This window comes from Providencia sp. 2024EL-00732, assembly GCF_044006275.1.
Classification (GTDB): Bacteria; Pseudomonadota; Gammaproteobacteria; order Enterobacterales; family Enterobacteriaceae; genus Providencia; species Providencia huashanensis.
The window spans coordinates 95,596-122,399 of the sequence record NZ_JBIPDG010000008.1 but is presented as its reverse complement, the minus strand read 5'-3'; the positions used below and the strand labels follow the sequence as shown (position 1 = coordinate 122,399).

23 protein-coding genes are annotated in these 26,804 nt (G+C 43.6%); 18 read left to right on the top strand and 5 right to left on the bottom strand.

The features are described 5' to 3' along the window. The first annotated feature begins 127 nt into the window (after window positions 1–127). The 12 genes from ACHB7C_RS13770 to ACHB7C_RS13715 all read left to right on the top strand — a co-directional run bounded on the left by ACHB7C_RS13770 (window position 128) and on the right by ACHB7C_RS13715 (window position 14,483). Complete coding sequence (locus tag ACHB7C_RS13770) at window positions 128–2,326, top strand: indolepyruvate ferredoxin oxidoreductase subunit alpha (protein WP_042848459.1); 2,199 nt, start codon at window positions 128–130, stop codon at window positions 2,324–2,326. Window positions 2,327–2,336: 10 nt separating this feature from the next. Then, a complete protein-coding gene (locus ACHB7C_RS13765; RefSeq protein WP_395347606.1) occupies window positions 2,337–3,845 on the top strand; it encodes an indolepyruvate oxidoreductase subunit beta family protein in 1,509 nt (502 codons plus the stop codon). A 9-nt stretch (window positions 3,846–3,854) separates the two neighbouring features. Next, a complete protein-coding gene (locus ACHB7C_RS13760; protein ID WP_042848455.1) occupies window positions 3,855–4,295 on the top strand; it encodes a thioesterase family protein in 441 nt (146 codons plus the stop codon). Continuing rightward, a complete protein-coding gene (locus ACHB7C_RS13755) occupies window positions 4,292–6,592 on the top strand; it encodes a bifunctional salicylyl-CoA 5-hydroxylase/oxidoreductase (protein ID WP_240669291.1) in 2,301 nt (766 codons plus the stop codon). Before ACHB7C_RS13760 ends, ACHB7C_RS13755 begins: the two co-directional genes overlap by 4 nt. A 29-nt stretch (window positions 6,593–6,621) precedes the next feature. Then, the gene (locus tag ACHB7C_RS13750; RefSeq protein ID WP_042848452.1) at window positions 6,622–7,749 is read left to right on the top strand and encodes a cupin domain-containing protein; all 1,128 of its coding nucleotides are present in this window, start codon (window positions 6,622–6,624) and stop codon (window positions 7,747–7,749) included. A gap of 96 nt (window positions 7,750–7,845) precedes the next feature. Then, on the top strand, window positions 7,846–8,757 hold the full coding sequence (locus ACHB7C_RS13745) for a fumarylacetoacetate hydrolase family protein (RefSeq protein ID WP_042848451.1): 912 nt from the start codon (window positions 7,846–7,848) through the stop codon (window positions 8,755–8,757). A gap of 9 nt (window positions 8,758–8,766) precedes the next feature. Continuing rightward, window positions 8,767–9,798 carry a carbon-nitrogen hydrolase family protein gene (locus tag ACHB7C_RS13740; protein WP_048608766.1) on the top strand — a complete coding sequence of 344 codons (1,032 nt, stop codon included), beginning with the start codon at window positions 8,767–8,769 and terminating at the stop codon, window positions 9,796–9,798. After that, window positions 9,795–10,550, top strand: a complete 756-nt coding sequence (locus ACHB7C_RS13735; protein ID WP_395347602.1) for an Asp/Glu racemase — start codon at window positions 9,795–9,797, stop codon at window positions 10,548–10,550. The genes ACHB7C_RS13740 and ACHB7C_RS13735 overlap by 4 nt, the downstream gene beginning before the upstream one ends. A gap of 73 nt (window positions 10,551–10,623) precedes the next feature. Further along, on the top strand, window positions 10,624–11,112 hold the full coding sequence (locus ACHB7C_RS13730; protein WP_048608822.1) for a MarR family winged helix-turn-helix transcriptional regulator: 489 nt from the start codon (window positions 10,624–10,626) through the stop codon (window positions 11,110–11,112). Between the two features lie 295 nt (window positions 11,113–11,407). Continuing rightward, window positions 11,408–13,054, top strand: a complete 1,647-nt coding sequence (locus tag ACHB7C_RS13725; RefSeq protein WP_131680239.1) for a Na+/H+ antiporter — start codon at window positions 11,408–11,410, stop codon at window positions 13,052–13,054. Window positions 13,055–13,106: 52 nt separating this feature from the next. Next, complete coding sequence (locus ACHB7C_RS13720; RefSeq protein WP_395347599.1) at window positions 13,107–13,772, top strand: hypothetical protein; 666 nt, start codon at window positions 13,107–13,109, stop codon at window positions 13,770–13,772. A 201-nt stretch (window positions 13,773–13,973) separates the two neighbouring features. After that, window positions 13,974–14,483, top strand: coding sequence for an AAA family ATPase (locus tag ACHB7C_RS13715; protein ID WP_395347597.1), 510 nt, complete (start codon window positions 13,974–13,976; stop codon window positions 14,481–14,483). 59 nt (window positions 14,484–14,542) lie between these two features. Here ACHB7C_RS13715 and ACHB7C_RS13710 read toward each other — a convergent pair whose 3' ends face one another. Both ACHB7C_RS13710 and ACHB7C_RS13705 read right to left on the bottom strand, forming a co-directional pair. Continuing rightward, a complete protein-coding gene (locus tag ACHB7C_RS13710; RefSeq protein WP_129466998.1) occupies window positions 14,543–15,163 on the bottom strand; it encodes a flavin reductase family protein in 621 nt (206 codons plus the stop codon). Window positions 15,164–15,297: 134 nt separating this feature from the next. Further along, a complete protein-coding gene (locus ACHB7C_RS13705; protein ID WP_105880928.1) occupies window positions 15,298–16,071 on the bottom strand; it encodes a helix-turn-helix domain-containing protein in 774 nt (257 codons plus the stop codon). Window positions 16,072–16,263: 192 nt separating this feature from the next. Between ACHB7C_RS13705 and ACHB7C_RS13700 the strand changes: the two genes are divergently transcribed. The 5 genes from ACHB7C_RS13700 (at window position 16,264) to ACHB7C_RS13680 (ending at window position 21,467) form a co-directional block, all read left to right on the top strand. Further along, window positions 16,264–18,684, top strand: a complete 2,421-nt coding sequence (locus ACHB7C_RS13700) for a DMSO/selenate family reductase complex A subunit (protein ID WP_166685581.1) — start codon at window positions 16,264–16,266, stop codon at window positions 18,682–18,684. Next, complete coding sequence (locus ACHB7C_RS13695; RefSeq protein WP_042848441.1) at window positions 18,681–19,319, top strand: DMSO/selenate family reductase complex B subunit; 639 nt, start codon at window positions 18,681–18,683, stop codon at window positions 19,317–19,319. The genes ACHB7C_RS13700 and ACHB7C_RS13695 overlap by 4 nt, the downstream gene beginning before the upstream one ends. Beyond that, the gene (locus tag ACHB7C_RS13690; RefSeq protein WP_042848439.1) at window positions 19,316–20,215 is read left to right on the top strand and encodes a DmsC/YnfH family molybdoenzyme membrane anchor subunit; all 900 of its coding nucleotides are present in this window, start codon (window positions 19,316–19,318) and stop codon (window positions 20,213–20,215) included. The genes ACHB7C_RS13695 and ACHB7C_RS13690 overlap by 4 nt, the downstream gene beginning before the upstream one ends. 37 nt (window positions 20,216–20,252) lie before the next feature. Then, entirely contained in the window at window positions 20,253–20,819 is a 567-nt protein-coding gene (locus ACHB7C_RS13685) for a molecular chaperone TorD family protein (protein ID WP_042848437.1), read from the top strand. A 192-nt stretch (window positions 20,820–21,011) separates the two neighbouring features. Next, window positions 21,012–21,467 carry a DoxX family protein gene (locus tag ACHB7C_RS13680; protein WP_071547663.1) on the top strand — a complete coding sequence of 152 codons (456 nt, stop codon included), beginning with the start codon at window positions 21,012–21,014 and terminating at the stop codon, window positions 21,465–21,467. 87 nt (window positions 21,468–21,554) lie between these two features. Here ACHB7C_RS13680 and ACHB7C_RS13675 read toward each other — a convergent pair whose 3' ends face one another. The 3 genes from ACHB7C_RS13675 to ACHB7C_RS13665 are packed head-to-tail and all read right to left on the bottom strand — an operon-like array spanning window position 21,555 to window position 24,708. Further along, window positions 21,555–22,349, bottom strand: a complete 795-nt coding sequence (locus tag ACHB7C_RS13675; protein ID WP_042848434.1) for a nucleotidyltransferase domain-containing protein — start codon at window positions 22,347–22,349, stop codon at window positions 21,555–21,557. Between the two features lie 11 nt (window positions 22,350–22,360). Continuing rightward, complete coding sequence (locus ACHB7C_RS13670) at window positions 22,361–23,587, bottom strand: RtcB family protein (protein WP_042848433.1); 1,227 nt, start codon at window positions 23,585–23,587, stop codon at window positions 22,361–22,363. 2 nt (window positions 23,588–23,589) lie between these two features. Next, a complete protein-coding gene (locus ACHB7C_RS13665) occupies window positions 23,590–24,708 on the bottom strand; it encodes a slipin family protein (RefSeq protein WP_166685580.1) in 1,119 nt (372 codons plus the stop codon). A 486-nt stretch (window positions 24,709–25,194) separates the two neighbouring features. Between ACHB7C_RS13665 and rtcR the strand changes: the two genes are divergently transcribed. Continuing rightward, the gene (gene rtcR / locus ACHB7C_RS13660; protein ID WP_166685579.1) at window positions 25,195–26,775 is read left to right on the top strand and encodes an RNA repair transcriptional activator RtcR; all 1,581 of its coding nucleotides are present in this window, start codon (window positions 25,195–25,197) and stop codon (window positions 26,773–26,775) included. Window positions 26,776–26,804: the final 29 nt, after the last annotated feature.

The window sequence follows — 26,804 nt, the reverse complement described above, 5'->3', positions numbered from 1 at the left end:
TTATCCACTCTCTGCATAAATCTAATATCCATGATTAATCATGGATTGACCTTTCATTAACAAAAAGGATACAAGAAAGAAACACAAAAAAGATAAAAACGTTCTGACGTTTACGGGTGAGGTAAAAATGGCTGAGCGATCGTTTATACAAGAAGTTGAAAAATTACGACAAGGGCAAGGGGAAACGTTTAGTGGTGAAGGCATTCTTGCTGTCACAAAAGCACTATTGGAATCAGGTGTTTCTTATGTTGCTGGCTACCAAGGTGCGCCTATTTCACACTTAATGGATGTACTTGCTGACGCACAAGATATTTTATCTGAGTATGGAATACGTTTTGAAAACAGTGCCAGTGAAGCAACGGCGGCCGCAACCCTCGCGGCTTCCGTGAACTATCCTCTTCGTGGAGCAGTGACTTTTAAAGCAACTGTGGGTACTAACGTCGCTTCTGATGCTCTAGCAAACCTAGCCTCCGGTGGGGTACTGGGTGGGGCACTGATCATTGTTGGGGAAGATTACGGCGAAGGTTCGTCTATTATGCAAGAGCGTAGCCATGCTTTCGCGATGAAGTCTCAAATGTGGCTACTTGACCCTCGTCCTAATTTGCCATCTATTGTTCAAGCGGTAAAAGATGGGTTTGATCTTTCTGAAGCGAGTAATACGCCTGTCATGTTACAGATGCGTATTCGCTCTTGCCATGTTCATGGGCAATTCATTTGCTCTGATAATCAACACCCTAAATTTACCGTAAAAGATGCCCTCGAAAACCCGACAAGAGACGTTAGCCGTATTGTTTTGCCGCCAGCAAGTTTCTTGCACGAAAAAGAAAAAATTGAAGCACGTTGGCCTGCTGCAATTAAATTTATCCAACAGCGTGAGCTGAATGAATTTTTTGCTGAAGACGCAGAAGATGTGGGCATTGCATTACAAGGGGGGTGCTATAACACGTTGATCCGCGCTTTAAACCAAATTGGATTAGCGGATGTTTTTGGTAACAGCCAAATACCGTTATACGTGATGAATGTGGCCTATCCTCTAATTGATGATGAATTTGAGCGTTTTTGCCGCAATAAAAAGGCCATTCTTATTCTAGAGGAAGGGCAACCGAACTTTGTAGAGCAAAACGTAGCAAATATCCTACGCCAACGAAATATTGATATTGAATTACATGGCAAGGATATGTTGCCGATGGCAGGTGAATACAATACAGCGACTGTGCTTGCTGGCTTGCGTTCTTTCCTTGAACATTACGGAAAAATTGAGCCTCAAGTTAAAGCCGCTGCAAAGCAAATCCGTATTCCAACCATTAACATTGCCACTCAACAGCTTGATGACCCTCTACCTGAATATGTGAATGCAGCAGAGCCAACATTAGATAGCTCGGTACATGCACGCCCACCCGGTTTTTGTACTGGCTGCCCAGAAAGGCCTATTTTTACTGCGATGAAACTGGTTGAACGTGAATTGGGTGAACACCATGTCAGTGCAGATATTGGTTGCCATTTATTTTCCATACTGCCTCCTTTTAATTTAGGTAATACCACCATGGGATATGGGCTGGGAGGTGCGGGTGCTGCGGCCTTGAATGCAAAAGCAGGGAAGCGCGCTATTTCAGTTATGGGGGATGGCGGCTTTTGGCATAACGGCTTAACCAGTGGTATTGCGAATAGCGTGTTTAATCGTAGTGATAATTTAACCATTGTTGTTGATAACAGCTATACATCAGCAACGGGTGGACAAGATATTCTTTCATCAACCGCTTTAAACCCAACGCGTAGCACGGGCCATGAAATCGAAAAGGCCGTGAAAGGGGTCGGTGTGAATTGGGTTAAAACCATTAAACACACTTATGACCTGAAAACCATGACTAACACATTACGTGAAGCTTTAACTACTGATGAGAAAGGGCCAAAAGTTCTCATTGCACAAAGCGAATGTATGTTGAATAAACAGCGACGTGAAAAGAAAAAGGTTCGTACTGATGTTGCTGCGGGTAAACGAGTCGTGCGTGAACGTTTCGGTATCGACCCTGATACATGTACGGGAGATCACTCCTGTATTCGTTTATCAGGGTGCCCATCTTTATCCATCAAGCCCAACCAAGACCCATTGAGAACTGACCCAGTTGCAACAGTAATGGATAGCTGTGTGGGCTGCGGCTTATGCGGTGAGGTTTCTCATGCCGCTGTTTTATGCCCTTCATTTTTTAAAGCCCAGATTATCACTAATCCAACTGGCTGGGACAAGCTATGCCACCGTATTCGTGGTTGGTTTATTGGTTATTTACAACGTCGTGATTCGCGTCGTCGTGAACAATTCAGTTTTTAAGGGGGAATAAATGCTTTCATCCTCAATAGCATTGCAGCCCATCAAAATAGCGATTTTAGCGATGGGTGGTGAAGGTGGCGGAGTTCTTGCGGATTGGATAGTCAATCTAGGCGAAGAAAATGGTTATTTTGCGCAAACAACTTCAGTACCTGGTGTTGCCCAGCGTACGGGAGCAACGATTTATTATGTCGAGTTATTTCCTGGCGCAGATAACTTACAAACGCCATGCCCAGTTTTAGCCCTAATGCCTATGCCGGGTGATGTTGATGTAGTACTGGCTTCTGAGTTAATGGAAGCGGGCAGAGCAGTTCAACGGGGTTTTGTTACACCAGAAAGGACGACCTTAATCAGCTCGACACACCGTGTTTACTCAATTGCTGAAAAGTCAGCAATGGGAGATGGGCGCGTTGATAGCCAAGCACTTATTCGTCACGCAAGTTCATCTGCCCGCCAGTTTATTCATTTTGATATGTCACAAGCGGCACAGGATACAGGCAGTGTCATCAGCGCGGTTCTATTTGGTGCGTTGTTTGGTTCAGGGGTCTTACCCTTTAGCCGCACGCAATTTGAGGAAACGATTGTTCGTGGTGGCGTCGGTGTAAAACCAAGCTTGCGTGCTTTCGCATTAGGTGCTGAAAAGTCAGTACGCCCGGAAGAGCCTTACCAAGCGCCATCAGCACAAAACGTGATGCATACACCTAAAAACAAGCAAGTTTCAGCGTTACTAGCGCGTGTCAAAAATGAATTTTCTCCTCATGTGCATTATCTGGTCATCGAAGGCATCCGTCGGCTTATTGATTACCAAGACCCTGCTTATGCCACGTTGTACTTGAATCGCCTTAATAACCTGTTTGCGCAAAATGGTGGCCAAGATGAGCGGTTACAGCGGGCACTTGCACGCCATTTGGCCCTTTGGATGTCTTATGAGGACACCATCCGTGTGGCTGACCTGAAAATCCGTGATAGCCGATTTGCGCGAGTACGCGATGAAGTACAGGCAAAAGATAACCAATTATTGAATATCAATGAATTTATGCATCCACGCATTGAAGAAATCTGCGAAACGCTTCCCAAAAATTTAGGTCGCTGGTTAATGCGTCCACATTGGTTACACAAAGCGCTTCGCAAAGTGACAGAAAAAGGGCGCACCATCACTACCAGTTCTTTCTTTGGTTTTTTACAGTTGTATCTATTAGCTGCTTGGCGAAAAGGACGGCGTTCGACGTTACGTTATCAACTTGAAACACAACGGATTGAAAAGTGGCTAGAGCTAGTGGCTCAGGCTGCACAAACCAACCCTGCACTAGCTGCAGAAATTACGCAGTGCCAGCGTGTGGTTAAGGGGTATAGCGATACACATGCTCGAGGGTTGCGTAATTTCCAAATATTAATGGATATCGTTGCCCAGCAGGGTAGCAAGTTAGCGCCAATTAATTTGCGGGAACTGCGTGAAGCTGCATTGGCTGATGAACATGGAAAAGAATTAGAAAAATGTCGCCAACGGCTGGCTATAAATTAAGGGTAAATCATGAGCTTACTGAAATTTTCTAGACCACATAAAATTCATTTTTCGCAGTGTGACCCTGCTGGGATCGTTTTTTATCCCCAGTATTTTGTGATGTTTAACAACCTACTTGAACACTGGTTTGATGAACTCATTCCTCAAGGGTTTGCCGGTTATATCCTTGAACAACGGTTTGGGTTGCCGACCGTACACTTAGACGCTGAGTTTACCGCGATTAGCCGTATGGGGGATGAAGTGATGCTAGAGCTTCATGTCGAACGTATTGGTAGCAAATCTTTGACCTTACGTCAGCGCTGCATAGGGCGAGAGGGGGAATTACGCATGCAAGTGACTCAAACTTATGTCACCACCTCGCTAGTGACACATCAAGCTATTCCTATACCCGACATTCTGTATCAGGCGTTAACTGCTCAACAACCCGTAAGCGCAAAAGGGGAAATATGATGAATATTGTATGTATTGGTGGTGGGCCTGCAGGCTTGTACTTTGGGTTACTGATGAAACGGCAAAATCCCCAAAATCGGGTTGTGGTAGTGGAACGCAATCGGCCATATGACACTTTTGGGTGGGGGGTCGTATTTTCAGATGCAACACTGCATAACTTACGCCGTGCAGACCCTGAGTCGGCAGAGACCATTGCTGCGGAATTCAGTCACTGGGATGACATTGATGTGCATTTCAAAGGGACTTGCCACCGCAGTGGGGGGCATGGCTTTATTGGTATAGGGCGTAAAAAATTACTCAATATCTTGCAAGACCGCTGCCTTGAACTAGGTGTCGAGCTAGTATTCGAAACTCAAGTCACGGACGATCAAGACATCGCCCGTCAGTACCAAGCCGATTTAGTCATTGCGTCCGATGGTATTAACAGCGCGGTACGTACGCGTTATGAAGAGGTATTTAAACCAGATATTGACCCGCGTCGTTGCCGTTTTGTTTGGTTAGGTACTAAAAAGATTTTCGATGCATTTACCTTCCTATTCGCCGAAAATGAACACGGTTGGTTCCAAGTTCATGCCTATCAATTTCAAGAAGGGTTATCAACCTTTATCGTTGAAACGACAGAAGAAACTTGGCTAAAAGCAGGTATTGACCAGATGTCGCAAGAAGATGGGATTACCTACTGTGAAAACTTGTTTGCTCCATGGCTTGAAGGGGAAAAATTGATGGCTAATGCTGCGCATTTACGTGGCGCAGCAATTTGGATCCGTTTCCCGCGGGTCATTTGTGATAACTGGGTACACTGGACTCAACCAACATCAGGGAAAGATGTACCTATCGTGTTAATGGGGGATGCGGCTCACACTGCGCACTTTTCTATCGGTTCAGGCACCAAATTAGCCTTAGAAGATGCGATTGAGCTGTGTGAAAGCCTGAAAACTGCAAAAGGTGATTTACGCAATGGGCTAGCACATTATCAGCAAGTACGTAGCGTGGAAGTCCTGAAAATTCAGAATGCGGCGCGTAATTCCACCGAGTGGTTCGAAAATGTTAGCCGCTATGAAAACCTTGCTCCCGAGCAGTTTGCTTATTCTTTGTTAACGCGCTCTCAACGTATTTCCCATGAAAATTTGCGTGTTCGTGATACTCCTTGGCTGGAAAAATACGAACAGTGGTTCGCTGCGCAAGCGGGTGTCACACCGCCAGTCAATATACCGCCAATGCTGACACCTTATCAGTTACGTGGGGTTACCTTGAGTAACCGTGTGGTGGCTTCACCGACCTTATTATACAGCGCCAATCAAGGCGTGGTTGAAGACTTCCATTTGGTACACCTAGGGAGCCGTGCGTTAGGAGGAATAGGGTTAGTCATGGCAGAAATGACGGCTATCGCCCCAGATGCACGTGTCACTGAGGGGTGTGCTGGGTTATGGAATGACGAGCAAGTCTCGGCTTGGCAGCGCATAACGACTTTTATACATCAAAATACCAGTGCCAAAATTGGTATTCAATTGGGTCATGCTGGGCGTCGAGGGTCAACTCAGCGTGGTTGGGAAAATGAAAACCACCCGCTGAAAGAAGGGAACTGGTCACTAGTTTCTGCTTCTGCTCTACCGTATTTACCCAATATTTCACAAACACCGGCAGAACTTACTGAAGCACAAATGGCAATAATAACTAACCAATTTGTCGCCGCTGCCAAGCGTGCTGAGGCAGCAGGGTTTGATTGGCTTGAATTACAAGCTGGTCATGGTTATTTACTGTCGAGCTTTATTTCTCCATTAACCAACCAACGTACCGATGTGTATGGCGGGGTGTTAGAAAATCGCCTGCGTTTTCCATTGGCAGTGATCAGCGCAGTACGCCAAGTGTGGTCAAAACCATTGTCAGTACGTCTTTCCAGTACCGACTGGGTAGATGGGGGGACCACTGTAGATGATGCGGTGCAAATTGCTCGTGCGATGAAACAAGTGGGAGTCGACATGGTGGATTGTTCTTCAGGGGAGGTTTCGCCGCAACAGCAGCCGGTGTATGGCCGGATGTACCAGACACCAATGGCTGACCGCATTCGTAACGAAGCCGGGGTCCCGGTGATCGCCGTTGGGGCGATCACCGACGCTGACCAAGTTAACAGCATTATCGCAGCAGGGCGGGCAGATTTATGTGCATTGTCGCGTCCATTGTTATCTGACCCAGCATGGTTATTACATGAATGTGCTCGCTATGGCTGGGAAACACAGTGGCCAGCAGCGTATGAATACGGGCGCCAACAGCTTACCCAATCGTTGAGGTCACGCTAAGGGCGTTGGCAAATGAAGAGGAAAATAGCATGAGAACACAGTCCCATGACCAATATCGTGAAAATGTGGCGGGTCGAGCTGATGTAGCTGACACCCCTGAACTTGTCGCGTATTACCAACAACTGGATGCACTAAAAACTGGCGCTTTATGGACAGTCGCAAACAAAATAGAGCCGTGGCAACCTCAGTCTAGTTCTGTGCCAGTTTTGTGGCGTTACCGTGACCTACGTGAGCATGTGTTGCGTTCGGTGGAATTAGTGACCCCAGAAAAAGCAGGGCGTCGTGTGATTTACCTGAATAACCCCGGTCGTCAAGATGTAGCGGCCGCCGTGGGGTGGTTGTATTCCGGTCTGCAAGTCATGCATCCCGGAGAAGCCGCTTCTGCTCATGCTCATTCCTCTTCGGCGTTGCGTTTTATTATGGAAGGTCGTGGTGCTTATACCATCGTAGAAGGGCAGAAAATGATGCTAGAAGCTAACGACTTTGTACTCACACCTAACGGCACATGGCATGAGCATGGGGTAGCGGAAGATGGTTTACCGTGCATTTGGCAAGATGGCCTTGATATTCCATTGGTTAATGCCATGGAAGCCGGTTTCTATAAAGTTCACCCTGATTTACACCAAGTACAGACACGCCCACTTGATTACCCTGTTGGCATGTGGGGCGGCACTGCGTTAAGGCCACATGATATCGGCTGGGATAAACCGTATTCCCCATTATTTAAATATCAATGGGGGCCAACTTACGATGCATTACGTCGTGCGGCAAAAGTCGCGGATGGCTCGGTATTTGATGACATTTTGATGCACTACACCAACCCATTAACGGGAGGGGCAGTGATGCCGACAATTGGGGCTAGTATGCAATTGCTACGACCGGGGTTTGTGGGCAAAGCCCATCGCCATACGGGGAGCTTTATTTATCAAGTTGCGAAAGGTCAAGGTTATTCAGTGATTAATGGCCAGCGCTTTGATTGGCAAGAGCGTGACATTTTCTGCGTACCGTCGTGGATGTTCCATGAACACGTCAATATTTCACAAACGGATGACGCATGTCTGTTTTGTTTTAATGATTTACCCGTGATGCAGTCTTTAGGCCTGTATTACGAAGAAGCCTTAGTAGATAACGATGGGCACCAAAAGGTGGCCTCTTAACAGGCTGAGTTATTGATAACAATTTTGTCTGGTTTTAATTAACTAATTTTACGTGAAACTGAGTGCAATTCTAAGTGGCACTCAAGGAGAAATCATATGCGCTTAATAACTTACCGTTCTGATGTAACTGCCGCTGCTCGTTTAGGGGCTATTGTTGACCAGCAAGTAGTGGATTTAGCTCGTCTAGCTGAAGAACAGGGGCAATATCTACCAGATAATATGTTGGATTTTATTGATTTAGGCCCTCAAGGCGTACGCGTGGGTACTGAGTTGCTTAATATCTACCAAGGGTTATTTCCTGCGGGTACGGCATGGCCAGTGCAAAATGTGAAAATTTTAGCGCCTATTCCTCGTCCGCGTAAAAATATTTTTGGCATAGGTTTAAATTATGTAGAGCATGTTGCTGAGTCCAGTCGTACTTTAGATACTTCGAAAGAATTGCCTAAACAACCGGTTATTTTTTCTAAACCGCCAACGACCGTAATTGGCCCTGGAGATGCTATCGAACATAACGGGCAGATCACCCAACAATTAGATTGGGAGGTCGAACTTGCTGTGGTCATTGGGACTCGTGCGAAAAGGGTTGCAGCTAAAGATGCCCTCAATTATGTATTTGGTTATAGCTTGATGATAGATATGAGTGCGCGTGATTGCCGCCGTGCTGGGCAATGGATTTACTCTAAAGGGCAAGACACTTATGCACCGTTTGGCCCATGTATTGTAACTGCTGATGAAATCCCTGATCCCCATAATTTAAACCTGAACTTAAAAGTGAATGGTGTGACCAAACAGGATTCAAACACCCGTCATATGTTATTCAATGTGAATACATTGATTGAAGATATCAGCCAAGGTATTACGTTAGAGCCAGGGGATATTATTGCTACTGGGACGCCTGAGGGGGTTGGTGCGGGGCGTTCTCCTCAAGAGTGGGTTTGGCCGGGGGATGTGATAGAGGCCTATGTTGAACACATTGGTGAATTGCGTCATCCGGTTGTGTCAGTGTAAGGGGGAAGCATGTTAGAACTTCAATGTTTTAAAGCAGCAGCAGTACAGGCGGCTCCTGTCTTTTTAGACACTGACGCAACTGTGGATAAAGTGTGTCGGTTAATTGAGGAAGCCGCAGATAACGGTGCAAAATTAGTGGCTTTTCCAGAGGTTTTTATTGCAGGCTATCCGTATTGGAGTTGGGTAATGAACCCAATTGACGGCAGTCCGTGGTTTGAAAAACTGTGTAAATCGGCAATCGAAGTTCCGGGGCCGGAAATTCAAAAAGTCGCGCAAGCTGCGGCACGCCATCACATTAACGTTGTTATTGGGGTCAATGAGCGCAGCCCTACAGGCATCGCGACTTTGTATAATACATTAGTCACCATTTCGGATGAGGGGCAAATTTTAGGCCGTCATCGCAAACTGGTACCGACATGGGCGGAAAAACTGACGTGGGCCAATGGGGATGCCTCTTCATTAAAAGTGCACCAAACGAGTATTGGGCCATTGGGGGCCCTAGCGTGTGGGGAAAATACCAATACCTTAGCGAGGTTTGCTTTATTAGCCCAAGGGGAATTAGTGCATATCGCCAGCTATATTGCTTTACCCGTTGCGCCAAAAGATTACGATATGGCGGATGCTATTCGTCTGCGCGCTTCTGCACACTGTTTTGAAGGCAAAGTATTCACCATTATTGCTTGCTCAACAGTATCAGAGGAAATTATTGAGGCGATGTCTGCCTCTCATCCAGAAGCCCGTGACTTACTGGCGCGGCCTAATAGTGCTTTTTCTGGCATTATCGGCCCTGATGGGCGGGTGATTGGTGAACCATTGGTTGACAAAGAAGGCATTGTGTATGGTGAGATTGATTTGAATCGTTGTATTCAGCCACGGCAAATGCATGATATTACTGGGCACTATAATCGGTTTGATATTTTTGATTTACAGGTAAATCGTCGCCCGCTGACTGCTGCACGCTTTAATCACCAAGGGCAAGATATCGATGAATTAAATGTTTTTCCCAGCTCAGAAGAACCGTTTGGGGGGGTAGGGCAATGAATTTAGTGCGAACATATCGGATCGGGCAAATTGTACCTTCATCCAACACCACGATGGAAACGGAGATCCCGGCTATATTACGGGCTAGGGAAGCTCTATTTGCTGAGCGTTTTACTTTCCACTCAAGCCGTATGAGGATGCAAAAAGTCACCAAAGACGAATTGGCAAAAATGGATTCAGATAGCGACCGCTGCGCACTTGAATTGTCAGATGCTGCTGTAGATGTGCTGGGATATGCTTGCCTAGTGGCGATCATGAGCATGGGGAACGGTTACCATCGGGTCTCTGAAAAACGCTTATTTCAACGTACCATGGATAATGGCCATCCAGCTCCAGTTGTAACTAGTGCAGGGGCATTAGTGGAAGGGTTACAAGCTATTGGGGCAAAAAAAGTGTCTATCTTAACGCCCTATATGAAACCTCTCACACAGTTAGTGATTGATTACATAGAAAATGAAGGCATTGAAGTGGTGGATAGCATTTCACTAGAAATCCCTGATAACTTGGATGTGGGGCGGCAAAACCCGCTAGCTCCCGTTGAAATCACCAAAAAATTGAATACGCAAGTGGATGCTATTGTGGCTTCCGCTTGTGTACAGATGCCTTCGTTACCGTCAATACAGCTTATTGAAGACCGCGTAGGGCTACCCGTATTATCGTCTTCGGTGGCTACCACGTATATGATGTTGAAAAAGTTGAGTTTAGAGACTGGTATTAGTGGGTTTGGTTCATTGCTAAATGGTAAGTTTTAGCTGAATTATTGCTCTTTTCTGTTACTCTTTGAGGGGCGGTGATTTAATGCATAGTGCTTATCAAGGGGAGCAAATGCCAGATTCAAAAATTTTTGTTGATCATTATTTGCCTGCCCTGCTTGGGCAGGCTTGGATGCTGGTCTCTTCAGAGTTTCACGCGACCGTGGAAACCAAAGGACTTTCTGTATTGGAATGGCGGGTGTTATCCACATTAGCAGGTAATGGGTCTATGGGGATCACTGAGCTTTCGCAAAAAACAGTGAGTAAGCAGCCAACAATTACACGTGTGCTACAACGACTTGAACAGCAAGGGCATGTGATCCGCCATAATAACCATAATGGTAGTGATAAACGAATAACATTAGTTAGCGTGACATCGAGCGGGATGTCATTAGTTGATGATCTCCTTATCGCAGCACAGCAGCATGAAGAAGCTGTTTTAGCACCGCTAGGTGTTCGTAAAAGTAAAATGCTTAAGCAAATATTGCGGGAGCTGATTGAGCGCCATAGTTTTGAGGGGAACAATATAGATAAACGTCATACAGATAAAACTAGTGAATAAACAAAGTATCTTTAAAAGAACAGTCAATAGTCTAATAATGATGGTTTAGGTATATTTTCTATATTAATACTTAACTTATTATGGTGTGCATTTTTTATTTTTATCTATCAAATAGATAATTAGCGATATTAAGAGGTGGTATAAAAAATAATAAAATTGTAACGTAATGATTGTTAGGCGATTTCCCAATTTTATTTTTTTTGTATCTGATAATTAATAGTTACTTTACATTGATTCAATTTATCTATTTACTGCATTACTGATAATTAATGATTAGCTAAACATGGAGCAATTAATGTCAGTAGTGACACTTGTACTCGTTTTTTTATTAGCCGTTGTTGTGAGCGTTTTTGTTTCACGACTGCTCAAAGATATTATTCCATTACCCTTGATCCAGATAGCACTAGGGGCTGGCTTGTCTTTATATGGTTTTACCGTTGAATTTGAACCTCATCTATTTCTATTTTTATTTATTCCTCCTTTATTATTCCTTGATGGATGGCGTATCCCTAAAGAAGCCTTATTTCAAGAAATTAAACCGATAATGTCGCTAGCCATAGGTTTAGTTGTTGTCACCGTTATTGGTATGGGCTTTTTTATTCATTGGTTAATCCCTGCCATTTCATTAGCCGTCGCATTCGCGTTAGCTGCTATTTTGTCCCCTACGGACCCAGTTTCAGTGTCAGCAATGACAGTGAACTCCCCATTGCCTTCACGTATGGCGCATATCCTTGAGGGGGAATCATTACTGAATGATGCCACTGGATTAGTTTGTTTTAGCTTTGCGGTTGTAGCGGCGTTAACTGGGACATTCTCACTAGCTTCTGCGGCTGGGCAGTTTGTACTTGTGGCATTTGGTGGGATTTTAATAGGCCTGCTAGTTGCGTGGGCGATTGGTTGGCTAAATCAATTCTTAGTTAAACGCACAGGGGAAGAGCCGGCAATTCAGATAATGATTAGCTTGCTAATGCCATTTACTGCTTACTTACTGGCAGAGCATCTGCATGTTTCCGGTATTTTAGCTGCGGTTGTTGCCGGTATTGCGATGCACTATGAGAAAATAGCAGGCCGAATGCAAGCAGCGACTCGTATGCAAAGTAAAGCGGTTTGGGATACCGTTCAAACTGCATTAAACGGGATGATTTTCATTTTACTTGGCGAACAGTTGCCTGGTATGTGGACCAATATGCCTGAAGTTGCAGAAGCCGCAGGTGCTAGCCACCCTTGGATGTTGTTTGTGTATGTTGCTGTGATCACAATTGCATTGGCGATTCTGCGTTTTACTTGGGTGTGGATCTCGATGACTTTAACAGTCTTCCATAAACGCCGTCGCGGTAAAGAAGCAGATGTTATGCATATTCGTATGATGGCAGTAATGGCGACAGCGGGTGTGCGCGGAGCGATTACGTTAGCCGGTATTTTAACGTTACCTTTATTGATGCCAGATGGTTCCTTATTTCCAAATCGTGATGTGGCTATTTTCTTAGCAATGGGGGTGATTTTATGTTCACTATTAATTGCCAGCATTGCCTTGCCAATTTTGACCAAAGGCTTAGTACAGGATTTACCGTACGATAACGACGAAATTCGTGCTCGTTTAGCATTAAACGAAGCCGCAATGGCACATTTACGTGACCTAATGAACCACCCTTCAGAAGATGTGGATGAAATCGCGATGCGAACTGAAGTTGGTGCTCAACTACTCGAAATCTACGGTAGGCGACTTGATAATTCAGATGAAAGTGAATCGGATGTTTATGATTTACATAGAATGATTGAAATGGAGCGCGATATGTCTAAATCGGCGCTCAAAGCCAAACGTGAAGCGCTTTACCTAATGCGCAAAAATAAAAATATCAATGAACGTGTTTACCATCGTTTACGTGATGAACTTGATTTAAAAGAAGAAACTCTTAATCATCATAAAAAAGGAAAGCATTAATTTAAATGGCCCAAGTAAAAACTTGGGCCATTTTTAGCTCAAAAGGAATAGCGTGATAAAAAAATATCAACTGACGGAAAGAGAACTAAACTTACTATGGGATGAAGCTATTTTTATTTCCCATGTGAATGACAATAAGGGCTTTCGCCAAGATGAGCATGGTCAATGGATTCGTCGTAGTGAATTTGGTAACCCTAATAGTGAATATGGTTGGTCATTATTGAGGGTTAAAAACAGTACTGAACAGTTTGATATTAGTGATTATATTCCGTGCCACTGGCGCCTTGTAAAGAAACAAGAACTAGACTCTGAAAAGAAAAAATTAAAACTGAAGATGTTACCTCTTGAAGATATCGCTCCTGAAAAACGTGATAGCTTATGGCTATGCGGTCAAATAGACTCGAAGGCGAATGAAGAAAAAGGGTATCGGGTTGATATTTTTGGTCAGTGGATTGGTCGTCATCAATATGGCGATTTGACAAGCCCATTTGGCTGGTGTGTGGTATTGGTTGATATTTCTGAGGATTTAACTAACTCACCGCAATGGGAAATGCTACCTATCAATTTAGGCCACATGCAGGAACTTGTTTTGCTAGGTCAAACAGATGACGAGGGTTGGACTGCATGGGATACAGTTGGTTGTGTGGCTGACGCTGTGGAGAGCGGGTTTGGTATTTTAGTTTCCGCAGTCACATTACCTTTTTCGTTTTTAGAATAAATCACCTTGTTGATTTATTTAAGGGGGTTGATACTATGCCTGTCCCTCTTTCTAGGTTAGTAAAAAATATGTATTCGGTTGTAGCAGGCTTAAGCATTATTATTACCATCACATAGTGGTGGGGGTAAGCTACATACTAAACCCGCCAGACAAGGCGGGTTTTTTGTTCTTGTCTGGTTAGTGACCAACAAGGAATTTATGATGAACTCAGTACAAGCCCCTCAACAGCCTAATAGTGAACCCCAGTTGCATTTTCTTTGTGGGAAAATCGCATCAGGCAAATCCACCTTAGCGAAAACACTATCGCAACAGCCTCGTACTATTTTATTGTGCGAAGACGAATGGCTTTCTGCACTATATCCTAATGAAATTAAAGAACTATCTGATTATATTGAAAAAAGTGCTTTAGTGAAAAAAGTGCTAGAAAAGCATATTCAGCACCTTGTTGCTGCGGGTAATACCGTCGTGATGGATTTCCCTGCAAACACGCCTACCCAGCGCCAATGGTTGAAATTTTTAGCGCAATCATCTGGTGCATCTTATGTTTTTCATGTATTAAACGTTGATAATCAAAAGTGTAAAGCAAGGTTAGCAGCGCGTAATTTAACAGGGGAAAACCCATTTCAAACCTCTGAAGCACAGTTTGACTTAATTACGGCGCACTTTTCCTATCCAGATAGCAGTGAGCAACTAGTGTGTAAGTTCTACTGATAAAGGGAAGGGACTAACGTGGTTAATAGCCAGACAATATTGACCACTCTAATTTTAAGTTATTTAGGGCGATACATTTTTAGGTTCTGCTGTTGTTCTATCCAATAATAATCTGCTGGGCCACCCGCTCGTAGCAGAGGTTTTTGCCCTGCACAGTCATATAGTCCATCTTGTAGGGCTGATTCATCAATATGCACCATCACGACCTCACCCATTACCATCCAAGTATCTAACAGTTGGCCATCAGCCCGTTTAAGTTGTTGATATTGAGTGACAATGCATTCCATTGATACGGGTGTTTGTGCAATACGTGGAGGAGAAACTAATGTGGATGGTAATGTTGATAGTTGGGTTAAGGCAAATTCGCTTTCACCACGTGCCAGAGTCGCGCTACTCATATTCACTTGTTCACCAAGCGCCAGTGTTGCGAGGTTATAAACAAATTCTCCCGTTTCAATCGCATTGGTGACGGAATCTTTTTTACCAACACTTGAAAATGCCAATATTGGAGGGGAGTAGTTGAAAATATTGAAAAAACTGTAAGGTGCGAGGTTTGTTCTTCCTTGGCTATCACAAGTTGAAATCCAACCAATTGGTCGGGGGCCAATGAGCGATGGGATAGGGTCATGAGGAAGCCCGTGGCCTTTTGTGGGTTGATAACTATAAAACTGAGTGGTCATTGCACGCTCCTTTTTTGTTTTATCCTAACGGATAATATTAGGAGGCGTAAGAGTAAAAAATGAAAAAGGCAATCAATGTATAAAGTTAGCAGTCAGTGGATAGTGCTCAGGATTGAGCACTATCTGAGGCAAGCTTACCCAGAAATTCGTTGAATAAAACTTGATGGGCTTTGCCCTAACCACTTTTTAAACATGGTTGAAAATGACCCCACATTGCTATAGCCCAAATCAAATGCCACTTCAGTAATCGACTTCCCAGCAGAAATATGGGTGATTGCACTTAACAAACAAGCTTGTTGCCGCCAATCAGAGAAAGACAACCCTGTTTGAGTTCCAAAAAAACGACTAAACGAGCGCTCACTCTTATGGAGTTTTGCTGCCCATTCTTGGGGAAGAGAGGTAATTTGTGGTGATTTCAAAAACTCACGACACAGTGTTGCTAAATGCTCATCTCGGGGGATGGGGGCATAGAAAGGAAGCGGCTCCGCTTGTGCTATTTCATGTAAAATAAGTTGGAACATTGCGCCATCACGACCATTTAAGTCATATTCGAGCGGGGTATCAACGGCTTCAAGTAATAGCTGACGAAGTAATGGAGATACCCGTAATACCTCACATCGATTCCCCCTACGCGGCGCTGCTTTTGGCTCGATATATAAACTACGAGTGCTGACATTCAGCATACGTGTTTCATGGGGAGTATTACAGGGGATCCAAACTCCGCTATCTGGTGGGATCACCCATTCGCCATCTGCGGTGCTGACTTCAATTAGCCCGGTAGCACCATAGAGAAACTGAGCTCGACGGTGAACATGAGAGCTCAAGAGTACATTCGGTAAGTAATCGGTTCCAATGGCGAGAACATCACGAGGCGTCGCATCAATTGTTTTCAGTGGAATATTTCGCATAGGCAATTTTGTTGGCTGAGATTCAAATATTGTTGTTAGTTTTATGAATATAGGCAATTTTTATTGATATAACCACATGTTTTATATGGTTGGCTGAAATTCCGATGTGTTTGGCGATTTTTCGAAAGTTGGCTAAGAGGGAAATGTTTACTCTATCGCAGCAACCTAATGTACGCCAGAGGTAGAGTTACTATGAAAAATTACCCAGATCGGAATGATAGCCAAACACATCTGATCGAACCACTAACCCGCCGTCGGTTTATTCAAGGCAGCTCTGCACTCATGGCTGTCCCCTTTATTGCTGCTAAAACCATTGCCTCAACACCAGAAGACTCAGAGATCATCCCTACTAAGCTCATTCAAAACTCAGCGGAACGCATCGTATCAACCTGTAGTAGTTTTGACTGTGGTGGAAAATGTGATATTCGAGCACATGTCAAAGAGGGGGTCGTTACACGCATAAGTACACGCCCTGATGCCGACCTTGATGAAGAGATGCCGATCATGCGTGCATGTGTACGTGGTCGTAGCTATCGAAAATTTGTTTATCATCCAAATCGCTTGAAATACCCAATGAAAAGGGTTGGTAAACGTGGTGAAGGGCGTTTTGAACGTATTAGCTGGGAAGAAGCGACGACGTTAATTGCAGATAATATGCAGCGTATTAATACGCAATATGGCCCAGCATCGCGTTTTGTCAGTTTGAGTACGGGGGTAACAGGCGGTATTTTTTCTGGTGCCAACATGCTACGCCGTTTATTTAACTTAACGGGGGGCTTTCTGGAAAATTACCATTCAGTGAGTAATGGCAATACCATGGCAGTCACGCCATATACTTATGGCACCTCAGCGAGTGGTAGTACCTTAGATACCTTAGAAGATACGCCTTTAGTGATCTTATGGGGGCACAACCCTAACGAAACGATTTTTGGTCATTCAAATCATTATTTCCAAAAGATGAAAAAGAATGGCACTAAATTTATCGTTGTCGACCCGCGTTATTCGGACACCGCATCATCCTTAGCTGATCAATGGGTTCCTATCTTACCCACCACAGACAACGCGATGATGGATGCGATGATGTATGTGATCATCAGCGAAGGCCTGCATGATCAAGCCTTTATTGATAAATACACCATCGGGTTTGATGAACATCAGATGCCTGAAGGTGTCCCCGAGAACGAGTCATTAATAGCTTATTTAATGGGGAAAAAAGATGGAATTGTGAAAACCCCTGAATGGGCAGAGCCGATTACAAAGGTCCCTGCACAGACTATTCGCCAACTCGCTCGTGAATATGCTAATACCAAACCTGCCGCCTTAATGCAGGGCTGGGGGCCTCAACGTCATATTTGTGGTGAGCGCTCAGCGAGAGGGGCGACTTTGTTGGCGACTATTACCGGTAATGTGGGGCGTAAAGGCGGTTGGGCTGCTGGCTACGGTATGGCAGTCACTCCTGATTTACGTAAAACCTTAGCGGGCCCAAGTTTATTTGAGAACCCAGTGAAAGCAAAAATCAATATCACTAATTGGGTTCAAGCCTGTGAAAATAAAGATTTAGTGACCCCTGATAACGGTTTGAAAAATGCAGAAAAACTCGATACCGAAATCAAAATGATTTTTTCATTAGCGGGTAATTATATGACTAATCAGAATCCGGATATTTTGCATGCCGCTAAAGTGCTGGAAGATGAAAGCAAAGTCGAATTTATCGTTTACAGCGATTTATATATGACACCGAGTGCTAAATATGCCGATATTTTGCTTCCTGAAACCAGTTTCTTAGAACGCTGGAACGTCGGGGGCACATGGGGGACGGGTAATTACATCATTTTATCTGAAAAAGTCATCGAGCCTGAATTTGAACGCCGTAGTGACTATGAATGGTTATGTGAAGTCGCAGAAAAGTTAGGAGTAGGTGACGTATTCAGTGAAGGTAGAACAGAAAAGCAATGGATAGAACATCTGGTGAATGATGCGCACAAAAAACGCCCAGAAGATAATATTCCTAGCTTTGATGAACTCTTGGTAAAACGCCGTCATCTATTAAAGCATCAGCCGCATGTGGGGCATGTTGCTTTTGAGAAAAATATCCAAGATATACAAAACCACCCGTTTGAAACGCCATCAGGGAAAATCGAAATTTTCTCTAAACGCCTTTATGAGCGTCAGGATGCGGATATTCCAGCACTATCACATTACGTGCCTGCCATTGAAGGGCCTGAAGATACCCTCACGACTCGTTATCCATTGCAACTAATTACATGGAAAGGCCGTAATCGTGCCAATTCAACGCAATTTGCTAACCCGTGGTTACAAGAAGTACAGCGACAAGAACTGTGGATCAACCCGATTGATGCTAAACGACGAAACATTACAGATGGAGAACGCGTCAAGGTGAATAACGACCGTGGTGTCACCATAGTGCCTGCCAAAATAACTCAGCGCATTATGCCGGGTGTTGTTGCCTTGCAGGCCGGAGCATGGTGGCAGCCCGATGAGAACGGGGTTGACCAAGGTGGTTGTGCTAACGTTTTAACCTCGGCACGTAGTACAGCAATGGCACATGGTAATGCCCATCAAACTTTATTGGTGGAGGTAACTAAAGCATGAGTAAATTCCACGTTTATCCCGCTGTCAGTAACAAACAGTTAGGGTTCTATATTGATTCGGCGCGCTGTTCAGGCTGCAAAGCGTGTCAGGTGGCCTGTAAAGATAAAAATAACCTTGATGTGGGGCGTAAGTATCGCCGTGTTTACGAAGTAACGGGGGGAGAATTTATTGAAAACGGCACAGGAGGGCTGGTGAATAATGTGTTTGCTTATACGTTATCCATTTCATGTAACCATTGTGCTGACCCGATGTGTGTAAAGAATTGCCCAACGACGGCTATGCATAAACGTGAAGGGGACGGCATCGTCATGGTTAACACTGACAAATGCGTTGGTTGTGGAACCTGTGCTTGGTCTTGCCCCTATGGTGCTCCTCAAATGAACCCTGAAACTAAGCAAATGTCGAAATGTGATTTTTGTATCGACTTGCAATTAAAAGGGGAGCAACCCGTCTGCGTCGCGACTTGCCCGTTAGGAGCTATTCAGTTTGGCCCCATTGATGAACTGAGAAAACAGTATGGGGACCAAGCGGATGTCCGTGGGTTACCAGATTCCTCAATTACCCATCCCAATTTAGTGATCCACCCACATCAAGGGGCGGGTCGTACTCAAGACTTACAAGGAGATGCCAAATGAATGAATGGCCATTATTGTTATTCACATTTTTAATGCAAACATCCATTGGGCTGAGTGTGATGTTGGGGGTCTTTGCGAAAAAATTATCCACGGCGTTAGCGGGGAAAATTAACTCACAGTTTTTCTTATGGTATTTATTGGTTGCTTGTGTGCTTGCTGGTGTTGGATTGTTATCTTCGATTACGCACCTAGGCGTGCCACTTAATGCCCCTAATTCACTGTTAAATATTTTCTCGTCTTGGTTAAGTCGTGAAGTGGTACTCACTGCAAGCTACTTTGCTTTTCTTGGGCTGACTTTTTTATGGTTATGGTTCAAAAAGGAATTGTCATATCTGTTGTTAGGGTTAGCCATTATTGCTGGGCTCTGTGATGTGTATGCTATGGCGTCAATTTATCGGTATACATCAATGTTAACTTGGATGAATGATAACACCTATTTGATGTTTTACGGCACGATGCTTACCGCGGGAGCTGCGGGGTATTATTTACTCATCAATATGTTATTGCGTTTTAATGTTGGTTCACTTGATGTGCAAATTCCAGTCCGAGGGTTGTGGATATTATGGGCAGTTATTGCTCTTAGCTTATTAGCGCGTTTAGTTTATCAGCCTGCATACGAAAGCTATTTATTACACACTGGCTATCATAATGAATCTATTACTTTTCCTATTGATTCTATCCGTGCTTATCAAGGAATTTGGTCATTACGCATAGGGAGTTGGTTAATTGGCATATTGGCTATCGTGGTTTTAGGGTATGGGGTTTATCGCCAAGTTCGGCAAACAACGCTGGGTATTCATGCATCAGCGAGTCAGGTTTATTTTGCTGTAGGCTGTGTTGCCGCTATTGTTGCTGAATTTCTGTTACGTTACTGTTTTTATACTATTCATCTTTAAATGAATAACCGCTATTACCTAGGAAATAACCCGTTGTATGATCCATTTTTCACACTATGCAGCAGCATTTAATATATTGGGTACTTGTTATTTATTTTCACCAGAGGACGACGCAGCTGATTATGCTATTCATTTTTTCAAGCTCGATGATTTTGCCTCTCAGTGGCCCTGTAAAATAAGTTCTCAGCTTAGCCGCCGTATTACGGAGTCACTTAAAATAGATATCGCGACGTTAAATACTCAGTGGACAGCGCTATTTATTGGGCCAAATGCATTACCAGCCCCACCATGGGGCTCGGTATATTTAGACCCTGAAGGGGTATTGCAAGGCTCATCAACAGCGGCGTTAAGTGATTTTTTAAAACGTGAGCGTTTGACGGTACAAACACCTTATCCAGAACCGTCAGACCATGTTGGTTTAATGTTATTTCAAGCGGCGGTTTTAGCTTCACAAGTGAGAGAAGAGGCATTAAAAGAATTATTGCATGAACATTTAGAAAGTTGGTTACCACAGTTTTCTGAGCAATTAAATCGAACAAACCAGAGCCTTTTTTATAATGCGTTGACTGAGCTTGCTCTGGTCACGGTAAAAAATTGTTCATAAAGTTTTTAATGTTAGGCTTAATTGATCAGTATTTTTGATGTTTAAATCGTTAATTAAACGTAATATTTGAACGAGTTAAAGGTTAATAAATTATAATTAAATGAAAATTGATTTAGTTATAAGAAATGCAAATTAAAATGATTCTTACTTTATATTTCTAAGCCATAATACGTTTTTAAGTCATACTACTTAATGATGTGCTTAAATATTCTAAGGGGGTATAAAGTGGTCAATCTATGTAATCGTTTATTGTCTCATGAAGATTTAGGAAGGTTGCTATTACGCCTTTCGGTTGGTGGGCTAATGCTGTTCCATGGTATGAGTAAATTATTAACAGGGGCTAGTGGTATTAAGGCATTGCTGGCTTCTTACGGTTTACCTGAATTTATTGCCTATGGGACTATTTTAGGTGAAGTGGTTGCCCCAATTTTTATTATTTTAGGTTTTTTAACGCGTCCATCAGCTTTATTAGTGGCGTTTACCATGGTTGTTGCATGGCTAATGATTGGTTTGGATAAAACTTTTTTACTCGATAAAACCGGCGCTTGGGCTATCGAAAGTATTGTTTATTTCTTCTTAAGCTCGATTGCATTGGCATTTATGGGCGCAGGGAAATTCTCAATTATGAAGAACCCATGCTGGCGGTAATATTATTTTTCTTAAGTGTTTGACATTGCCTTTAAAGAAAGACCATCAAAAATATTCTGATGGTCTATTTTTTTGAATAACCAATAGCTAGTTATTTTCTAATACAACTGTACGGAAAAAACTATCTAGTAAACGGCTATCACGGCAAGCGGGTTCAGGGAATTGCATTCGCTCTGCATTAGTCATAGTCTCTGATACGAGTTGGTCTATAGCTGGCCGTCTCGCACCATAATGACTTTCGTCAGATTGGCTTTTTATCGCCAACAACTCATTAATTTCTAATCGTACTGATTTATCTGAGACTGTTGCAGTCACCAATTCTGAAAATGCCATTGGAGGCATGTTTTTACTTTTTTCTATCCAGTGTAATGCTAATACAGCACGCAATAGGTAAAAGTATTTTTTCAGTTTAACTTGTTTGCCTTTAAAATCAGTATGTAAATTGCGCTTACTTATTGATAAATAATGATAACGTGATTTTAGTGGCGAATAAAATTGTGCAGCTAGTTGCTCCAGTTGAGTAAAAAATGCCTCATCCTTAAAATACACAATGGGTGAGTGTAGCCACTCGATTAATGCGGGGTTTGAGTTTCGCATTAATTTCAATGCTTTAGAAAGCTCCCAACCCGATACATCTAACTCATCATCAATTGGTTTCTCTATCACATCGCGTTTTTTATCCAATGTTAGGTACCAATCAAGTTTGTGAACATAGATAAACCGGACGTCATAGTCGCTATCGCGGGAGGCAAAGCCCCAACCGCGACTACCCGACTCACACGCAAAGAGTATTTTAACGTGGTGAGTTTCTTCTATTTCTTTAAGTGTTTTACCTATCCGTTCTTTCATCAGCACGGATATACTTTCATGGCTAGTTTCCATGCTTTCTCCTTTTATCCCTTTACACACACTACTTGGCGTAGGGTATGAACAATTTCTACCAGTGAGGACTGCGCAGCCATCACCGCATCAATGTCTTTATAAGCCATCGGTATTTCATCAATCACATCACTGTCTTTTCGGCACTCAACATGGGCTGTCGCTATTTTTTGGTCACTTACAGAGAAACGTTTTTTAGCCTCTGTCCGGCTCATGACCCGTCCTGCACCATGGCTGCATGAACAAAAACTTTCTTCGTCACCTAAACCGCGCACAATAAAACTTTTCGCCCCCATTGACCCTGGAATGATCCCCATTTGGCCTTTTCGTGCAGATACCGCGCCTTTTCGGGTTACCAGTACTTCTTCACCAAAGTGCTGTTCTTTTTGCACATAGTTATGATGGCAATTTACGGCTTCTTGTTCTGTGATAAACGGCTTTGGAATTTCACGTGATAGTGCTTCCAATACGCGGTGCATCATTACTTCACGGTTATGGCGAGCAAAGTCTTGCGCCCAACCCACTGCTTCCATATAGTCATTAAAGTGCACACTACCTTCTTCAAAGTAAGCAAGGTCTCTATCCGGCAAATTGGCGATATGCTGTTGCATATCTTTTTGTGCCAGCGTGATAAACAAGTTACCTATCGCATTTCCCACCCCGCGTGACCCGCTATGTAGCATTACCCATACACGGTCTTGTTCATCTAAACACAGTTCAATAAAGTGGTTCCCCGTTCCTAATGTCCCTAAATGTTTGTAATGATTAGTGTTACGTAGTTTTGGGTATTTATCACAGATACGTTTAAACTCTTCATCCAAGTGCGCCCAGTGGGTATCGACAATATCCGGTGTACGATACCAAGCCCCTTTATCACGTCCATGGCGGTGGGTTGTTCGACCATGTGGTACCGCCGCTTCGATAGCGAAACGAATATTTTGCAGGCTATCTGGTAAATCAGCCGCTGTTAATGATGTACGCACGGCAATCATCCCACAGCCAATATCCACGCCAACTGCCGCAGGGATAATCGCCCCTTTGGTTGGTATAACACTTCCTATCGTCGAACCTTTTCCAACGTGTACATCAGGCATTACCGCAAGGTGCTTAAAAATAAACGGCATTTTAGCGGTGTTTTGTAGTTGTGTTACCGCTTTCGGGTCTACAGGCACGCCGTTGGTCCACATTTTTACAGGCACGCCATTTTCTTGAATTAATTGATTAAAGTTATTGTTATTCATTGTTATTCCTTAATTTTTACCAATCCGTTTAATACTTGATCTAACCCACCATAAACGGAAATTTGGTCGATTCGATGTGCGATACTTTCTAAGGTTTCAAGTTCTTTTAAACGCAGCGCAACTGGGTTGTTTTCCATCACTTTTGCGGTATTTAACAGTGAACGAGTCGCGGCGGTTTCTTCACGGCGGCGGATCACGTTAGCTTGTGCCGATTTTTCGGCTTCAACGACTTGAGATAAAATAGTGCGCATATCCCCCGGCAAAATGATGTCTTTTACACCGATACTATCGATTTCTAAGCCAAACTCAACGACGCACTGCGCGACTTGAATCAACATCAACTCATCAATTAACTGCTTGTTTTCTAAAAGTTCATCTAAGGTTCGGGTACCCACGATTTCTCGTATTGAAAACTGCAATTCACGATATAAATGCTCTACAGGCTGGCTCAGTTTTGAGAAGGCCAGCAAAACATCGTGATAGCGCCAGTTGGCACACAGGTTGATGCGTAATGTGACTTTGTCTTTGGTTAAAATCTCTTGTCCGCTAACTTCTAATGATTGTAAGCGAGTGTCTATTATCTCAACTTCCGGTTTGTGGTTGATTTTCCAATAACCGTAAGTTCCCGGTTGTAATAAATCTTGTATCTCACCATCAATTTTTAGCATACCGACATGCCATGCAGGTACTTGGCTAATTAAGGCCAACTCATTGCCTTTAATGCGTTTTTTACCCATCAGACGTGCAACGAATACAGAGTCAATAACGCTATTTTCTAGCGACTGCGGCTCCACTTTTAAATTATTGCTATTTTTCCAATACAACCGACGGCTCGCTGGTGGCAGTATTTCTGTCAAACTATTGTGCAAGTATATAAAACCAATCTCGTCATCAGTCAAAGCGATGTCAATACAGTGATCATCAACCCAATCAGGGTGAAATTGGCGTAAGTGGTCTGCCAGTTTTTCATCAATAGGTTCGTTATCAAGTGTGAACAATGACACCGTCAATTGATTAAACCAATCGTTTAAACGGTGCTCACCCGCAGTCAGTAATTGTTTAAAATCCCCATTTTTAGCGGTCAATGCGATTTGTCCTTGAGCGATATTTATTTTTTTCATTATTTTTCCTTTTTCAATATTTATCCGGCACTGAAGAAAAAAGCGAAGTGGTGAGGGGAAAAGTAGAGTGCCAAAATTGGCTGTCTAAATTTCTGCTCATCACTCGGCAAAGCTCTCGAGTGGCGGTTTCAAGCTTAACTTCTGCTTAGTTTTATACAGTTGGATTTGTATTTTTTTCAGGAGTCGAACCTGATAGCTAGGCTATTACCAAGGTATCTTACTGACGGCGGCATACAGACCATGTAGTGACTGAGTCACCATGTCTGCACCGGTTGAACTCGAAGTTCAGACAATTTCCGGCAGTGGATGAAGATATAATTGCCAGAAGCGTGCCAACTTTTATTAAAGTAAGTTAAAAAATTTTATATTATTGAAAAATAACAAATAAATATATCTGGTTAAATTTTACTAACATTACCAAGAGAAATGAATTAGGCTATTTATTATCTTTTTATATCGTACTTTATAAATTTATATAAACTCATCATGAATAAGAAACGCAAAGTGGTCATTGGTGTATTGGGCACAGTACTCGATAGAAGAGGCAAAAAAGCCAATCGCTGGACAAAATGGCGGCCAACGGTTGGCCTTTGCCAACAGCCTAATTTGGATATTGGTCGTTTTGAATTACTGCATCAGGTGAATGACTATGGCATGGCGCACCGGGTGAAAGAGGACATTGAACAAGCTTCTCCCAATACGGAAGTGGTACTGCATGAGGTGGATATTGCTGACCCGTGGGATTTTGAAGAGGTTTATACCTCATTACTGGATTTTTCTTCGCATTATCAATTTGATACTGATAATGAAGAGTATCTGGTACATATCACTACGGGTACCCATGTGGTGCAAATTTGCTGGTTCTTATTAACCGAGGCTCATTACCTGCCTGCGAAGTTAATTCAAACCTCCCCAAGCCAAAAGGGGCGGGAGAAAGACCCTGCCGGTATTCATGCGGTGATAGACCTTGATCTTAGCCGTTACGCCCATATCACCAGCCGTTTCCAAACAGAGCAGCAACAGCAGGTTTCGTTTTTAAAATCGGGTATTGCCACCCGCAACGCGGCATTTAATACCATGATTGAGCAAATCGAACGCGTCGCACTACGCTCTAAAGCCCCGATTTTACTCAATGGGCCAACGGGGGCGGGGAAGTCTTTCTTAGCTCGGCGAATTTATCAACTGCGTGAAAGCCGCCATCAAGTTAAAGGGCGATTTGTGGAAGTAAACTGTGCTACGCTTCGTGGTGATAACGCTATGTCGACGCTGTTTGGTCATGTGAAAGGGGCGTTCACAGGGGCAATCAACCCAAGGCGTGGGTTACTGAAAGAAGCGGATGGCGGTATTTTATTTCTCGATGAAATTGCGGAACTTGGGCTAGATGAACAAGCAATGCTATTGAAAGCCATTGAGGAGAAAAGCTTTTTTCCTTATGGTTCAGATGAAGAAATTCACAGTGACTTTCAATTAATTGCAGGGACTCACCGTAATTTGGCGCAGCAAGTGGAAGAGGGCAAATTTCGTGAAGACTTATTTGCCCGTATCAATATGTGGACATTTGCCTTACCGGGCTTACGTGACCGCCGTGAAGACATTGAACCGAATATTGATTATGAATTAGCCAAATTTTGCCAAGACCAACAAAGCCAAATTCGTTTTGATAGCGAAGCTCGAAACGTTTATGTGAAGTTTGCCTGTTCCCCTCAAGCCCATTGGCGTGGAAATTTCCGTGAGTTGGGTGCCTCCATTAACCGAATGGCAACGTTTGCTGAACGCGGGCGTATTACCAAAGCGGTAGCCGAAGAGGAAATTGGCCGTTTGCAAGCTCAATGGCAGTCAAAATCAACCAATGCATTACCAAAGCAAATTGGTGAAATTGATTTATTCGACCAGCAACAGTTAGCAACCGTGCTGGAAGTTTGCCGGCGTTCATCTTCTTTGTCAGAAGCGGGGCGTGAGCTGTTTGCCATTTCACGGCAACATAAAAAACAGCCAAATGATGCAGATAGGCTGCGAAAATATTTGGCAAAGTTTGGGTTAGATTGGGATGAGGTGAGAAAGGGATAAAAAGAAAAACCCCCGCCGAGGCGGGGGGG